A 15854-nucleotide genomic window follows, 5' to 3' on the forward strand; every position below is an offset into this window, starting at 1 on the left:
CGATCAAGCGCCCGTTGTGCATTGTGGCCCGCGTGGCCCGCGTGGCCCAGAATCTACACCATCAATCATCGTCGTCGCAGCCGTTGGGCCGCCACACGTAGCGGCTCGTTTCCCTGTCGAGGCAGCGAGCCGCCTGGAAGCGAATGGTGCACCCGTTCTCATAGGTTCGTACGCATGCCCCGTCGACGCATCGCGTCTGCATGCGAACGATCTGCCCTGTCGGGATCCGGCATGATGTGGGCGATGCGGGCGCCGCCCGCGGCGGCGGCAAACGCCTCCCCGGGCGCTGACCGTTGTCGAACCAAACCTGCGCGCTATCGAGCGAACACCGCCCTGCACGCTGACAAACGACGAAGGCATCCTGAACGGCGGACGTCTGTGTGTCACCCAGCGCGATGCCGACCTCCCCATTGACGGCACGCACGACCGCCCAGTACGCCGGCCCGTTGCCCGCCATCAACACCTCGCACCGCCCACCCCGGCGACCGGAGGCCAGTTGGGTTCGACAACGCTCCAGCGCGGCCACCTTGGCCTTGGCCATTGACGTCTGGTTTGTCACGGACACATACCGGAGCCCGCCCGCGGTCCGCACGGCAGCGACCGCCGACGCCGCGAAACTCGGCGCGCTGGCCATCGCCAGCAGGCTCGCGAGCCATGCCGCGCACATCAGGGGATAGGAGCGCCACCACTTCATCATGACGGAACCGCAGCGGCGGGATCTCCAACGGTCGGGATAGATACCGCATCAGAACACATCACCCGAACCGACGAAGCCCCAAGCAGAAGGGAAATTGCCCGCCATATGGCCGTGCTGTCGGCCCATCGTTGCCGCGTTCCATCGCGCCGTCGTCGGGCGACAATACCTCAACGCCTCCCCCAAAACAAAACAGGCGGCGCATCTCACGATGTCACCGCCTGATTTACTGGGGGGGCCCCAGCCGGACGCCGCCTCGCGGCGCGTCCCTTCGTTCCGGAATCGCTCAGGTGCCGCGCTTGATCCACGCAGACAAATTGTGCGGACGCAACGTGTCGTACTCTTCGAACGGCTGGTGGATCCAGGGATTCGTCGGCAGGAAATCGACCGCGTAATCCGGAGCCACCTTGGAACACGCCTTGTGCCACAGTACCGCCGAGCGCACGTCGGTCACCTTCGGGAACCGCTCCTTGAGGTGTCTGCCAACGCGCTCGAGCGTCACGCCCGAATCAACCAGATCGTCGACCAGCAGCACGCGGCCTTCCAGCTCGCCGCGGGTGATGGTGATGAATTGCGCGATGTCGAGGTCGCCGCGAACGGTGCCTTCGGCTTCACGATAAGAACTGGTCGCCAGAATCGCGAGCGGCACGTCGTAAATGCGCGCGAGCTGATCGCCCACGCGCAAACCGCCACGGGCCAGGCACAGGATCTTGTCGAACTTCCAGTTGGACTCGTAGACCTTGAGCGCCAAGCGCTCGATGAGCCGATGATAGTCGTCCCACGAGACCCAAAGGTTCTTGTCGTCGTTTTGGGGCAGATTCATGGTGTGCTTCGCCAACGCTTCGGTATTTCAGTATTTCAGTATTTGAAGGGATGACGCAACAGGATCGTTTCGTCGCGATCCGGGCCAGTCGACACCATATCGATCGGAATACCACTCACCTCTTCGATGCGCTTCAGGTAATTCTGCGCCTGAACCGGCAATTGGTCCCATGACGTCACACCCACCGTGCTCTGCGACCAGCCGGGGAAGTCTTCGTACACCGGCTCGCAGCGCGCCACGTCCACCGCGCCACGGGGCAGGATGTCGAGCGTCTTGTCGCCGATCCTGTAACCCACACACAGACGCACGGTCTCAAGCCCGTCCAGCACGTCGAGCTTCGTCATGGACAAGCCCGTCACACCGTTGATCTGGATCGAACGCTTGAGCGCCGCGGCGTCCATCCAGCCCGTGCGGCGCGGACGCCCCGTCACCGAACCGAATTCCTTGCCTACCGTGGCCAGTTGAAGGCCGATCGCTTCCTGACGGGCGGGGTTGTCCGCGTCGTACAGTTCGCTCGGGAACGGCCCTGCGCCGACGCGCGTGCAATAGGCCTTGGTAATGCCCAGCACATAGTGCAGTTGCTGCGGACCAACGCCGGCTCCGGCCGAGGCCGCGCCCGCGACGCAGTTGCTGCTGGTCACGAACGGATACGTGCCGTGGTCGATGTCGAGCAGCGTGCCTTGTGCGCCTTCGAACAGAAGGTTCTGGCCTTCGCGGTTGGCTGCGTAAAGCATCTGGGACACGTCGGCGATCATCGGCTGCAGGCGCGCGGCATAGCTCAACATCGTGTCCAGCGTTTCCTGGAAATCGACGGCCTTCGCGCCCAGGTACTGGGTCAGGACGAAGTTGTGATAATCGAGGTTTTCACGCAGACGCGCGGCGAACGTTTCCGGATCGAAGAGATCCTGCACGCGCAGCGCACGGCGGCCAACCTTGTCTTCGTACGCCGGGCCGATGCCGCGACCGGTCGTGCCGATCTTGCTGGCACCGCGACGGACTTCGCGCGCCTGATCGATGGCAATGTGGTACGGGAGAATCAGGGTACAGGCTTCGGAAATGCGCAGACGGCCGCACACGTTCAGGCCAGCGCTTTCCAGTTCGTCGATTTCCTTGAACAGCGCTTCGGGCGAGAGCACCACGCCATTGCCGATGTAGCAGGTGACGTCCTTGTGCATGATGCCCGAGGGAATCAGGCGCAGAATCGTCTTCTTGCCACCGATGATGAGCGTATGTCCGGCATTGTGGCCCCCTTGGAAACGCACCACGCCTTGCGCGTGATCGGTCAGCCAGTCGACGACCTTACCCTTACCTTCGTCGCCCCATTGAGTTCCGATAACGACGACGTTGCGTCCCTGATTCAAAGCATTGCCGGACATAACAATAGTTGGTTTGGTTAAAAACGTATTCTACCCGTGTTGGCGTAGGCTAGTGCCGCTTTTTTCAGCGATGGTCACCGGGGTGTCACGACCCACTGGCCATCTTTTTCGACGAGGACGCGGTCACCCGTGAACTCCTCGAAATCCTGGTCGTGGCCCGGGAGCATGCGGATGACAACCTCGCCTGCGTTACGCAGGCCGTCGATCTTGGCGCGCAGCCCCGGCACGTCGTCGGCAGGTGCCAAAATTGCGTTACTCCTCGCTTCGACCGGCGAAATCGCCGCCAACTCACGCAAATCCAACGAAAAACCCGTTGCCGGACGATCTCGACCGAACGCCTGCCCCACCTTGTCGTAGCGCCCGCCGCGCGCAATCGCATTGGGGATGCCATCGACATAGGCGGCGAACATTACACCGCTGTGGTATTGATAGCCGCGCAAATCGGCCAGATCGATCGACAGGACGGCCGGGCCGTCCTGGCTCTGGGCCGCGGCGAGATAGGCCAGGTCGTCGAGCGCCGCCCTGACGCCGGGCAGGTCCGGCAATGCCTTGCGGGCGCGAGCCAGCGTTTCGGCCGGCTCGCCGTACAGGGTCGTCAGCGCCAGCAGGGCCGCGCGCAATTCCGCCGGAAGGTCGCAGGTCAACGCGTCGAGTTGCGGCACGTCCTTGGTAGCCAGCGCCCCGAACAGTTCGCTCTCGACGGCCTCGGCAGCCGGCACGCCTTCGATCAGCGCTTCGAGCACGCCGGCGTGGCACAAATCGATACGAATCTGCTTCAGGCCGGCCAGTTGAAGGCAATAAAGCAGCAATTCCTGGATTTCGAGATCGGCTTCCAGCCCGCTGTGCCCGAAGATTTCGGCACCGATCTGGAACGGCTCGCGCGTCGCCAGCAGGTTACGCGGGCGCGTAAATAGCACGCTTCCCGCGTAGCACAGACGCGTCACCCCCTTTCGATTGAGCAAATGGGCGTCGATACGGGCGATTTGCGGCGTGATGTCCGCACGCAGGCCCATGGTGCGCCCGGAGAGCTGGTCGACGAGCTTGAACGTCCGCAGATCGAGGTCGTGGCCGGTGCCGGTCAGCAGCGACTCGACGTACTCGAGCATCGGCGGCATCACGAGTTCGTAGCCGTAGGTACGGAAACGGTCCAGCATGAGCCGGCGCAGATCTTCGATCTTGCGTGCCTCGGACGGCAGCACGTCGGCGATATTTTCGGGGAGTAGCCAGTTCGGCATGGGTATTTCGGTATTCAGACGGCGCGGGAAAGCGCCTTTTAGTGGTCGGCCAGCAGCATCAGGATCAGCCCCAGCGAGACGGCGGCCAAACCGAAGAAACGAATCTGGCCGGACGGCATTTCCGTTATTTTACGAAAACTTTGCCGCCACCGGTCTGGCGCGACAAACGGAAACATTCCCTCGACGATCAGCATGAGGGCCAAAGCGAGAAGGATCGTGCTGGTGCTCACAGGGGACTCGGCCAAAATGCCACCGCCCGCGATTGACGCGGGCGGTGGCGGCTACTCGGATGTCAAGAGCGCTATTTTCCCGCTTTTCTGGCCGGCGCGCCAGCACCGCCGGAACTGCGCATGAAACGGAAGAAATCGCTGTTCGGATCGGCAATGATCACGTCCCGCTTGTCGCGGAAGGTCGCCTTGTAGGCTTCGAGGCTCTGATAGAACTGGGCGAACTGCGGATCGCGGCCAAACGCCTGCGCGTAGATACCGGCGGCCGTAGCATCGCCCTCCCCCTTGACCTGCTGGGCCTTGGCATATGCTTCGGCCACAACCACGTCGCGCTGGCGGTCGGCATCGGCGCGAATCTGCTCGGCCTCGGCCGCACCGGTCGAACGCAATTCGTTCGCCACGCGCTTGCGCTCGGCGGCCATCCGGCGATAGACCGAATCGCTGATACCCGCGGCCAGATCAACGCGGCGCATGCGCACGTCGACGATCTCGATGCCGACTTGCGCGGCGTCCTCGCCGACCTTCTGCTTGACCCACTGCATCACCTGATCGCGCTGCGACGAAACGACTTCTGTCACGGTGCGCTTGGTGAACGCTTCCTGCAACGCCGAGCGAATCTGCTGCGTCAAACGATCCTGCGCGAGGCGGCTATCGCCCTTGAAGCTCACGTAGAACTTGCGCGGATCGATGATGCGCCACTTCACGTAAGAATCGACGATCAGGTTCTTCTTCTCGGCCGTGATGAAACGCTCCGGCTCGGGGTTGTCGATGGTCATGATGCGCTTGTCCAGATACAGGACGGTCTGGAGCGGCGGCGGCAACTTGAATTTCAGGCCAGGCTGGCTGTAGACGTCCTTGATCTCGCCCAGCGAGAACACGACGGCAAAACGGCGCTGATCCACCACGAACATGGTCGAGGCAAGCACGATCAACAAAACGATCAGCGCAACAATAACGGTTCCAATACGGTTCATGCGCTTATCCCCTTAGCGTGAATCGCGGTCGCGGTTGCGCAGTGCCGCGCGCGATCGATCATGGTCAACATCGCTGTTGTCATCGGCCGCGGGCGCACCGCCGGCCTTCCCCGTGCTCGCGCCCGAGGCCGGCGCGGGGTTCGACGCGTCGCTATGCGAACGCTCCATGATCCTGTCCAACGGCAGATACAACAGACTGTTGTTCTTCGAATCCACCATGATCTTCGTGGTACGCGAGTAGATCTGCTCCATCGTGTCGAGATACATCCGCTCGCGAATGACGGCCGGCGCCTTGGCATAGGCTTCCTGCACCGACTTGAAGCGATCGGCATCGCCTTGTGCCTGCGACACGACGCGCGCCTTGTACCCGGCCGCCTCTTCGGTCAGACGCGACGCCGTTCCCTTGGCACGCGGAATCACGTCATTGGCGTAGGCCTGCGCCTCGTTCTTCGCGCGCTCGAGATCCTGGCCGGCTTTCACGGCGTCGTCGAACGCGGCTTGCACCTGTTCGGGCGGCTGCACGCTTTGCATCGTCACGCTGGTGACCAGGATGCCCGTCTTATAGCCGTCGAGAATGCGTTGAATCGAGGTGACGAGTTCGTTGGCAATCTCTTCACGGCCGGCGTAAAGCACGAAGTCCATGTTGCTCTTGCCGACAATCTCGCGCACGGCGGTTTGCGCGGCCAGGTTCACCGACGATTCGGCGTCCACGTTATTGAAGAGGAACTCGGTTGCATCTTTGATGCGGTACTGCACGGCAAAGCGCACGTCGATGATGTTTTCATCGCCCGTCAGCATCGACGAGTCCTTCAGGTCGGTGTCGCGGATCGTGTTCGAGCGGCCGATCTCGACCGAACGAATCTGCGACATGTTCACGACCTCGACCGACTGGAACGGATACGGCAAACGCCATTGGATACCCGAGGTCGTCGTGTACTTGTACTTGCCGAACTGGGTGACAACACCGACCTGCCCTTCCTGGACGATGAAGATGCCGGTTGCCAGCCAGATCAGGAACGCCAGCGCGACGACAACGCCGACGCCGATGCCCGAGCCACGCGAGCCGCCGGAGAGATTGTTCGAGCCGCCATTACCACTCCCGCCGCCCTTGCGGCCGAAGAGACGGTTAAGACGCCGATTGAAATCGCGCCACAGTTCGTCGAGATCGGGCGGGCCGTCCTGCTGCGGACCTTGCGGTCCGCGCTGCGGCTCCTTTTGATCCTGCGAATTCGGATTGTTCGCACGATCGGGGCGGTTCGGCTCCTGATTACCGGACGGCGTATCGCCGCCGTCCCGCCCCCAGCGCGGGTCGTTCAGGGAGAAAATCAAGCCAACTCGTCGCATCAAAGCTCTTGGAAGCATAGGTAGAAGCGTGGTGACTGAAGCGGTCTTGGCGTTGCGACCGGCGCGCCCTACTTCGGAGTGCGCATGCTGCCGGTTCGCGCGTGGTTCCCGAATCTGGTGTGCCGATCGGCGGCCTTGCCCGGCCTCCGTCTAGTCTCTTGCCAGTTCGTCGCCCGCGTTGGGCCGCGCTGCCGGTCATCCCCGTGGCAACCCGTCCTTCACAGTGCGACGTCTCGTGTTATCTGTCTTCTGCGCGCGGCGCATCGTCCCAACGGTCGATGAGCCGGACATCGGGCGCTTCTTGCTGCGATTGTAACCCAGCAGTGCCGGCCACAACCGCCTCGCTGATGGCCTCACGCAGCAGGTCGAGGCCTTGGCCGGTACGCGCGCTCAAAAAGACTCGCGTGATGCGCCCGGCCTCATCCCGTTCGATTCTCGGGCCTTGTGCGGCCAGTTCCGGCACCGCGTCGATCTTGTTCCAGACCAGAATCTGCGGGATGTCCGCCGCATCGATCTCCGCCAAAACGGCGTTGACCTCGGCCATCTGCTCCTGGCGCACCTGACTCGAGGCGTCCACGACATGCAACAGCATGTCGGCGTGCACCGTCTCCTCAAGCGTCGCCCGGAATGCCGCCACCAACTGGTGCGGCAACTCGCGGATGAATCCGACAGTATCGGACAGCACGATGTTCCCGACGTCGCCAAGATATAGGCGACGCGACGTAGTATCCAGCGTGGCAAACAGCTGATTCGCGGCGTAAGCATTGGCTTTCGTCATCGCGTTGAACAGCGTGGATTTGCCCGCATTCGTATAGCCCACGAGCGAGATCGACATGGTGCCGCTGCGCTGACGCGCACGTCGTTGCGTGTCGTGCTGGCGCCGGAGCTTCTCGAGCCGGGCGGTGAGCGACTTCACGCGCTCGCCGAGCAGGCGACGGTCGGTTTCCAACTGCGTCTCACCCGGCCCGCGCAGACCGATACCGCCTTTCTGACGTTCCAGGTGAGTCCAGGCGCGCACGAGGCGCGTGGACAGATATTGCAACTGTGCGAGTTCGACCTGCAGCTTGCCCTCATGACTCTTGGCGCGTTGGGCAAAGATATCGAGGATCAGGCTAGTGCGGTCGACCACGCGGCATTGCAGCAGGTGTTCGAGGTTACGCTGCTGACCAGGTGTCAGGGCGTGATTGAAAATCACCAGTTCGACGTCGTACTCGTGGATCGCGGCACGCAGTTCTTCGGCTTTACCGCTGCCGATGAACAATTTCGCATCCGGGCTGCGGCGACGGCCGGTAACGGTCACCACAGGCGTGGCGCCCGCGGATTGCGTCAGAAGGTCGAGTTCTTGGAGGCTGGCTTCGAAATCGAGTTTACCGAAATCGATGCCGACGAGCGCGGCGTTGATGGTCAAGCTACGCTGGGAATGGGTATTTGGACTGTTGGACAAGAGTGGGCGATGGGGAAGAGAAATTCGCCCGGCCGGAGAGACTTCCGGTCGGGCGAGCCTGAATCAGGACTGCTCGGCTTCCGGATGGAAATTCACCGGACGCGCAGGCACGACCGTCGAAATGGCATGCTTGTAAACCATTTGGGTGACCGTGTTGCGCAGCAGGACGACATACTGGTCGAACGACTCGATGTTTCCCTGCAGCTTGATACCGTTGACCAGATAGATCGAGACGGGAACATGCTCCTTACGCAAGGCGTTCAGAAACGGGTCTTGTAGAAGTTGCCCTTTGTTGCTCATAAATAACTCCGTTGTATTTTTAGCAAATGACCGTAAGTCAGGGCGTGTGCGCGCATCCCACCCTGACCTCCACACTATAGCTGATTTTGCTAGCGTCGCCAGCAAAACCCCGCCCGGGTTTGGCTTTCACTCGCCCTTGGCGTAAGGGTTCGCGCTGTTGCGGAACTCTATGCGTAATGGAGTGCCCTTCAACTTAAAAGTTTCCCGGAAACGGTTCTCGAGGTAGCGGCGATAGCTGTCGGTCACGCCATCGAGACTATTCCCGTGAATGACGATGATCGGCGGATTCGAGCCCCCTTGGTGCGCGTAGCGCAGCTTCGGACGCGAGAACCCGGAACGCCGCGGCTGCTGGTGCTCGACCGCTTCGTTGAGGGCGCGCGTGAGCTTCGGCGTCGGCAATTTTGTCATGGCTGCCGCGTATGCCTCGTCCACCGAGCGCATCAGCGGACCAATGCCCGTGGCCTTCGCCGCCGAGATGAAGTGAAAGTTCGCAAAGCCAAGGAATTTGAGCTTTCGCTCAAGCTCCTGCTTGGTCTGCTCGCGGGTGTACTCGTCCAGCCCGTCCCACTTGTTCACGCCGACGACCACCGCGCGCCCCGACTCGACGATGAAGCCGGCAATGTGCGCGTCCTGGTCGGAGATGTCCTGACGGGCATCGAGCATGAGGATCACGACGTTCGCGTCGGCAATCGATTGCAGTGTCTTCACCACCGAAAACTTTTCGACCGCTTCGAACACCTTGCCGCGACGACGCAGCCCGGCCGTATCGATCAACGTGTAGTTTCGCCCCTGGCGCTCGAATTCGATGTGGATCGAATCGCGCGTGGTGCCCGGCATATCGAAGGCAATCACGCGCTCTTCGCCGAGCAGCGTGTTGACCAGCGTCGACTTGCCCACATTCGGACGCCCGACGATGGCGATCCTCACCCGCCCGTCCTCGCGCGCGCTGTCGTCGTTCTCGTCCTGATTGGCGTAGAACGGCGCAATGGCTTCGTCGATGACTTCCTTGACGCCATCGCCGTGCGCCGCCGAAATCGCCAGCGGATCGCCCAGGCCGAGTTCGTAGAAGTCGTTCGCGACCGCGCTGTACTTCATGCCCTCGGCCTTGTTGACCACGAGCATGATCTTGCGCCCCGTCTTGCGCAGGTAGTCGGCAATGATCTGGTCCTGCGGCGTCAGGCCCTGACGCCCGTCCACGATATAGATCACCACGTCGGCCTCGACCACGGCCTGGCGTGTCTGCTTGGCCATTTCGTGGAAAATACCGTCCTTGGCCACGGGTTCGAAGCCACCGGTGTCGATCACCAGATACGGATGCTCGCCAAGGCGCCCCTCGCCGTAGTGACGGTCGCGCGTGAGTCCGGGCATGTCGGCGACGAGCGCGTCGCGCGAGCGGGTCAAACGGTTGAATAGCGTCGATTTTCCGACGTTGGGGCGCCCTACGAGCGCGATCACGGGTTTCATGAATAAGCCCTAAAAACGAAGACGGCCGGCGCGCTGCCGGCCGTTCCCGGAAAATGCCCGGGTGCTACCGGTAACCGGTTATTCCGGACGGAAGCCGTAGATGTTGCCGTCGCGCGTTTGCACGACCAGCGTCTGGCCGGCGAGAACCGGTTGCGCGCTGATCGCTCCACTGAGTTTGACGCGGGCGAGGAGTTCGCCGTTGTCACGCGACAGGAAATGCAAATAGCCCTGCTTGTCGCCCACGACCACCACGCGGCCGAGCGCCAGCGGCGCCGACAAGTCGCGGTACTTGAGCTTGTCGTTTTGCCACAGTGTACTGCCATCGGCAGCGTTGAAAGCGTAGACGGCGCCGTCGGTATTGACCGCTGCCACCACACGCTCATCCTGCGTCACACCATTCGGCGACGAAAATTCGCGCGCCCACAGGCCGTTGCCGGTTTGCACATCGGCGCATCCCACTCGGCCCTGGAACGTCGCACCGCACACCTGGCGGCCGAAGACGACCGGCGTGCCGGTCACATCGTTCACCCGCTCGACTTCCGTCACGCCCTTCGGGTACGAGAGCGGCGTGACCCAAAGCGGATTGCCGGTGTTCGCATCGAGCGCCACCAGTTTCCCGCCAGGGAAGCCCGTCACGACCGCGCGGTCGCCCACGAACGTCATGCCGGTGCCGGTGCGAAGCGTGAGCGTCGACGCCGGCTGCGAGTACGACCAGCGCACCGAACCGGTGCCTGCGTCAAACGCCGTCACCCGGTTGTTGATCGCACGCACGACGACCAGGCCCCGGCCGACCAGCGGCGCCGTAAGCACTTCGCTTCCGGCTTTGGCCTTCCAGGAGGACTTGCCGTCGTGATCGAACGCGATCACGTCGCCCTTGTGCGTGGCGACGACCGTGGTCTCGCCATCGCTGCCCGGACCGGCGGTGATGTTTGTGTCCGCCTTGGCCGACCACGTGGTCGCCCCCGTGTCCGCATCCACACGCACGATACTGCCATTGGCGCCCGCCGCAAACACGGCGTTGCCGACGGAGACCGGTGCGAAGCTGTAGGCGCCCGACTTACCGACGCTCGCTGTCCAGATCTGCTTGACGGTCAACGCCTGCTTGAACTCCGTGAGCGGCGTCGGCTCATGTGCTGGCTTGCTGCCAAAGAGCCCGCACCCTCCCAGCGTACCCAGCACGGCCAGCATCAGCACGGCACTGCCCGCGCGCCTGAAAATACCACGGCGCAGCGAGTCGGACTGCACGGACTGTGACATGGCCATCGTTTGCGGCATCGATCGACGGAAGTCGTTAAGGATCATCATGTACCCGGTTATGCGTTATGGGAGGGTAATACTTGCCAATGGAATGCCGACGCGCGTCAGGCCCCCAGCGCGTCGAGCTTGAACTGCACGAACTGGCGCATGCCCGAGTCCTGCTTGTCGAGCTTGTCGAGCGCCAGCTTGTACGCTGCACGCGCATCGGCCAACTTGCTCTGTGCGACCAGCACGTCGCCACGGCGATCGGCGAACAGCGCGGCATACGGCGCCGGCGGATTGTCGAGCAGTTTGAGTGCCTCGTCGTACGCCTTCTCGTCGAGCAGCACACCGGCCAGACGCAGTTTGGCGAGTTGCTTGTACTCGTCGTCCTTCGCATTCGCCACGGCCCATTGCAGCTGCGCCTTCGCTCCCGTCGCATCGCCGGCGTCGGCGAGCGACTTGGCCGCGAGCAGCGCCGTCATCTGGGCGTAAGGCGTACCGCTGAACTTGCTTTCCATGTCCGACGCGATACGCGCCACCTTCGCTTTGTCCTTGGCGTCGATCGCCGTCTCCAGCTCGCCGTAAAGTACACCGGCCTCGACCGTCTGCTTGCGATCGTAATAGCGCCACAGGTTCCAGCCGCCATAGGCCAGCATGATGACAACCAGCGTCCAGATAACGTAATTGCCGTACTGCTTCCACCAGGCCTTTACGTTCTCGATCTGTTCCTGTTCCTCGTGATAGCTGCTCATTCGCCGGGGTTCTCCGTGTCTGGCGTCTTGGGTTTAGTGAAGCGTCTTGTTCGCCGTGCCGTCATCGGCCAGGCTTTCGTTCACGCTTTCGTCGGCGCTGGCGACGATGGCGTCGATCAGATGCTCGGCGAGGGCGTCAAACGCTACGCTCGTCTGGTTGTTCGCGGGATCGGCGGCGCGCAGATGCTTGACCACGACGGTGCCCGACGCGACTTCGTTCTCGCCGACGATGACGGCGAAGTTCGCACCGCTCGCGTCAGCCCGCTTCATTTGCGACTTGAAGCTGCTGCCCTTGCCGTCGGGACTGCAATGGAACACGACGTTCAACCCGGCGTCGCGCATCCGCTCGGCCGCGATCAACGCCGGCGCAACGGCCGTCTCGCCCTGGTGCACGACATAGACGTCGGCACCTTCGGCCTGCGGCACGAGGTCGTCTTCGCGCAGCAATTCGAGAATGCGCTCAACGCCCATCGCCCAACCGCACGCGGGCGTGGCGTCGCCACCCAGTTGTTCGACGAGCGGGTCGTAACGGCCGCCACCGGCAACCGTGCCTTGCGCACCGAGCTTGTCGGTCACCCACTCGAACACGGTCAGGTTGTAGTAATCGAGGCCTCGCACCAGACGCGGATTGATCGTGAACGGAATGTTGTTCGCCTTGAGCAGCGACTGCACGCCCTCGAAGTGCTTGATCGAGTCCTCGCCGAGGTAATCGATGAGTTTCGGTGCCCCTTCGACCATTGCCTGCATCGCCGGGTTCTTCGTATCGAGCACGCGCAACGGGTTCGTGTAAAGACGGCGCTTGCCGTCTTCGTCGAGCAGGTCGGCGTGCTTCTCGAGATAGGCAATCAGATCGGCGCGATGGCGCGCACGCTCTTCGCCCTGTCCCAGCGAGTTCAGTTGCAGCTGGATGCCCGTCAGGCCGAGATCGTCCCACAGGCGCTGGCACATCAGGATGATTTCGACATCCGCGTCCGGGCCTGCCAACCCCAGCGCTTCCACACCCACCTGGTGGAACTGGCGATAGCGGCCGCGCTGCGGCTTCTCGTGACGGAACATCGGGCCGAAGTACCACAGGCGCTTCGGCCCGCCGTACAGCAGATTGTGTTCGAGCGTTGCGCGAACGGCCGCAGCGGTGCCTTCAGGGCGCATCGTAAGCTGCTCGCCGTTGAGCGAATCGGTGAAGCTGTACATCTCCTTCTCGACGATATCGGTCACTTCGCCGATACCGCGCGTGAACAACTGCGTTTGCTCGAGGATCGGCGTACGGATCTGTTGATAGCCGTAGGCACGCAGCATGGCGCGCACCGATTCTTCGAAAAACTCCCACAGGGCTTCGTCCTGCGGGAGGATGTCGTTCATGCCTTTGACCCCGGCCAGTTTGGCGGGGCGCTTCTTCTTTGCGTCAGTCATATTCTCTTGTGTCCTGCCGGCTTAGGCGGCGACCGCTCCTTCGGTCCGAGCGTAGCGGGTCTTCACGTAGTCGTCGACGATCTGCTGGAAGTCCTCAGCGATATGATCGCCGCGCAGCGTACGCACCTTTTCGCCATCGACAAAGACCGGTGCGGCCGGCGATTCGCCCGAACCCGGCAAGCTGATGCCGATATTCGCGTGCTTCGATTCCCCCGGACCGTTCACGATGCACCCCATCACCGCGACGTTCATGGTCTCGACGCCAGGATATTGAGCCTTCCATACCGGCATTTGTTCACGCAGATATGTCTGAATACGGGAGGCCAGCTCCTGGAACACCGTGCTCGTCGTGCGTCCGCAACCCGGACAGGCGATGACCATTGGCGCGAACGCACGCAGGCCCATCGTCTGCAGGATTTCCTGTGCCACGACGACTTCCGCAGTACGCGCACCGCCCGGTTCGGGCGTGAGCGAAATACGGATCGTATCGCCGATCCCTTCCTGCAACAGCACCGAGAGCGCCGCCGTCGATGCCACGATACCCTTCGAGCCCATGCCGGCCTCGGTCAATCCCAAATGCAGCGCGTAATCGCACCGCCTGGCCAACTCGCGATACACGGCGATCAGATCCTGTACGGCGCTCACCTTGCACGACAGCAAGATCTTGTCGGCCGACAGCCCGACGCGCTGCGCCAACGCCGCCGACTCCAGCGCCGAGGTGATGAGCGCTTCATACATCACGCTTTGCGCGTCCCAGGGCTGGGCGCGAGCGGCGTTCTCGTCCATGATGCGTGCGAGCAACGACTGGTCCAGGCTGCCCCAATTCACGCCGATACGCACCGGCTTGTCATACTGGATCGCCATTTCGATCATTTGCGAGAACTGCGTATCCCGCTTGGCGCCCTGTCCGACGTTCCCCGGATTGATGCGGTACTTCGACAGCGCTTCGGCGCACGCCGGATAGTCGGCGAGCAGCTTGTGGCCGTTGTAATGGAAGTCACCCACGAGCGGTACCGCCACACCCATGCGGTCGAGTTGCTCACGAATCGCCGGCACCGCGGCGGCCGCTTCCGGCGTGTTTACCGTGATACGCACGAGCTCGGAGCCCGCCTGCGCCAGCTCCTTGACCTGAATGGCCGTGCCGATCACGTCTGCGGTGTCGGTGTTGGTCATCGATTGCACGCGAATCGGCGAGTCTCCACCGACCGTCACGAGCTGGCCGCCCCAGCGAATGGCGACCTTACGCGACTGACGACGGGGTGCCGGACCGCCGATGATCGGCATGCATTCTACAGAAGCCATGATTACCCTCTTTCGGTCTCACTGCAGCGTCAAACGCGCCACATTACCCGCATTGCGGGACTTGATCTCGACCGGTTGACCGTTGAATTCCAGCGATTCGACGCCCGCCACGTTGCCCACGACGATCTTGAGCGGCGCATCGCCCGTGATTTCCTGCGCAGTCCCTGCACGCATCAGTTGGGAGAACAGCACCTTGCCGTCCTTCGAACGCACTTCGACCCAACTATCCGCTTTCAGGCGCAATGCAATCTTGCCCGTCCCGGGCGCGCCCGCACTGGCGGCAGATGCCGCCGCCGGCGCCGTCGTCGCCGACGGCGAACTCGCCCCGGCCAACCCGGCCACCATATGCGTCGGATCGGCGGCGGCGATCAGGCCCGGACCCGCCGCGGCACTGTCCGATGCGCTATTGACCGTACTTTCCGTATTACCGTTGTTCGCCCCCTCCGCCCCCGGCGGCGTGCCGTTGGCGTCGGCCACGACTGGCTGGCTGGCGGGCTCCGCGCCCGGCGCCGATGCGATGCTGGCCAGTTCGGCCGGCTCGGCCGACCCACGGCCCGACTTGTGGGCATTACCGAAGTACCACGCGGCCCCCGCAATCACGACCAGGGCGACCAATGCCCACGGCCATTTGGCCTGCGACGCCGCGACCGGCGAGCGAAAACGCACCGGGCTCTTCGGAATGCTGGGCTGGCCAACCGGAGGCTGCGGAATGTCGACGGGAGCGGCGCGGCCGAAACTGCGCAGCGGCTCGACCATCGGCTCCGGATCCGCCCCGAGCATGCGTGCGTAGCTACGCACGACACCCAGAATAAAAGGGATTTCCGGCAGGGCTTCCCACTCGCCGGATTCAAGACGCTTGAGCTTCTGCACGGAGATTTTCAGCCGCGCCGACACGTCTTCGATCGACATGCCGCGCTTCTCACGCAGTGCAGCCAGTTGCGCACCCACCTGCGCACCCAGCTCAGCCCACCCGGCGGCCGCGCCTTGCGACGCGCCTTGGCCCTGGGCCTCGGCTTGCCCGCCAGCTTCCGCCTGATTCTGGTTATCCATCGATACGCCCCCGTTCGTAAGCAGCCGCCCGCAGCGGCTGAGGATATGCTGACCACAATTCCCCGCCATCACCTGCCGTGCGGGCGGCGTAAGGATCTGCGCGGCGCATCGGAGGATTCTGCAAGGAACTGAAGGAATCGCGCAGGGCCCGAAACGCGCCCCGCGCAAGAAATGCTGTCGTACGAGACTGATCCGACGGGCGGCATGGCACGCGCGACGC

15 protein-coding genes are annotated in these 15854 nt (G+C 62.9%); all 15 read right to left on the minus strand.

All coding sequences use genetic code 11. The annotated features are described in order from the left end of the window. Positions 1–61 precede the first annotated feature (61 nt). Positions 62–697 carry a DUF4189 domain-containing protein gene (locus PTE31013_RS07925; RefSeq protein WP_150612288.1) on the minus strand — a complete coding sequence of 212 codons (636 nt, stop codon included), beginning with the start codon at positions 695–697 and terminating at the stop codon, positions 62–64. A gap of 283 nt (positions 698–980) precedes the next feature. Continuing rightward, entirely contained in the window at positions 981–1517 is a 537-nt protein-coding gene (locus PTE31013_RS07930; RefSeq protein WP_150612289.1) for a phosphoribosyltransferase, read from the minus strand. A gap of 35 nt (positions 1518–1552) precedes the next feature. Next, positions 1553–2893, minus strand: coding sequence for an adenylosuccinate synthase (locus tag PTE31013_RS07935; protein WP_150612290.1), 1341 nt, complete (start codon positions 2891–2893; stop codon positions 1553–1555). Between the two features lie 74 nt (positions 2894–2967). Beyond that, positions 2968–4128 carry an ATP phosphoribosyltransferase regulatory subunit gene (locus PTE31013_RS07940; RefSeq protein ID WP_150612291.1) on the minus strand — a complete coding sequence of 387 codons (1161 nt, stop codon included), beginning with the start codon at positions 4126–4128 and terminating at the stop codon, positions 2968–2970. 38 nt (positions 4129–4166) lie between these two features. After that, positions 4167–4358, minus strand: coding sequence for a DUF2065 domain-containing protein (locus PTE31013_RS07945; protein ID WP_017231568.1), 192 nt, complete (start codon positions 4356–4358; stop codon positions 4167–4169). A gap of 71 nt (positions 4359–4429) precedes the next feature. Then, positions 4430–5329 (minus strand): protease modulator HflC, encoded by a 900-nt coding sequence (gene hflC, locus PTE31013_RS07950; RefSeq protein WP_150612292.1) that lies wholly within the window; start codon positions 5327–5329, stop codon positions 4430–4432. 12 nt (positions 5330–5341) lie between these two features. Further along, positions 5342–6691, minus strand: a complete 1350-nt coding sequence (hflK, locus tag PTE31013_RS07955; protein ID WP_150612293.1) for an FtsH protease activity modulator HflK — start codon at positions 6689–6691, stop codon at positions 5342–5344. Between the two features lie 220 nt (positions 6692–6911). Further along, positions 6912–8081, minus strand: coding sequence for a GTPase HflX (gene hflX, locus PTE31013_RS07960; protein ID WP_150612294.1), 1170 nt, complete (start codon positions 8079–8081; stop codon positions 6912–6914). Positions 8082–8180: 99 nt separating this feature from the next. Then, a complete protein-coding gene (hfq, locus tag PTE31013_RS07965) occupies positions 8181–8417 on the minus strand; it encodes an RNA chaperone Hfq (protein ID WP_010807283.1) in 237 nt (78 codons plus the stop codon). 126 nt (positions 8418–8543) lie between these two features. Next, positions 8544–9881: a ribosome biogenesis GTPase Der gene (gene der / locus PTE31013_RS07970; RefSeq protein ID WP_150612295.1), complete on the minus strand. Its 1338-nt coding sequence runs from the start codon at positions 9879–9881 to the stop codon at positions 8544–8546. Between the two features lie 78 nt (positions 9882–9959). After that, positions 9960–11138: an outer membrane protein assembly factor BamB gene (gene bamB / locus PTE31013_RS07975; RefSeq protein WP_150612296.1), complete on the minus strand. Its 1179-nt coding sequence runs from the start codon at positions 11136–11138 to the stop codon at positions 9960–9962. A 104-nt stretch (positions 11139–11242) separates the two neighbouring features. Beyond that, positions 11243–11872 carry a YfgM family protein gene (locus tag PTE31013_RS07980; RefSeq protein ID WP_150612297.1) on the minus strand — a complete coding sequence of 210 codons (630 nt, stop codon included), beginning with the start codon at positions 11870–11872 and terminating at the stop codon, positions 11243–11245. Positions 11873–11905: 33 nt separating this feature from the next. Then, positions 11906–13282 (minus strand): histidine--tRNA ligase, encoded by a 1377-nt coding sequence (gene hisS / locus PTE31013_RS07985; RefSeq protein ID WP_150612298.1) that lies wholly within the window; start codon positions 13280–13282, stop codon positions 11906–11908. Between the two features lie 21 nt (positions 13283–13303). Further along, entirely contained in the window at positions 13304–14584 is a 1281-nt protein-coding gene (gene ispG / locus PTE31013_RS07990; RefSeq protein ID WP_150612299.1) for a flavodoxin-dependent (E)-4-hydroxy-3-methylbut-2-enyl-diphosphate synthase, read from the minus strand. Positions 14585–14602: 18 nt separating this feature from the next. Continuing rightward, positions 14603–15634 carry a helix-turn-helix domain-containing protein gene (locus PTE31013_RS07995; protein WP_174978485.1) on the minus strand — a complete coding sequence of 344 codons (1032 nt, stop codon included), beginning with the start codon at positions 15632–15634 and terminating at the stop codon, positions 14603–14605. Between the last annotated feature and the right edge of the window lie 220 nt (positions 15635–15854).

Origin of the sequence: Pandoraea terrigena (assembly GCF_902459705.1) — a bacterium.
GTDB classification, from domain to species: Bacteria; Pseudomonadota; Gammaproteobacteria; order Burkholderiales; family Burkholderiaceae; genus Pandoraea; species Pandoraea terrigena.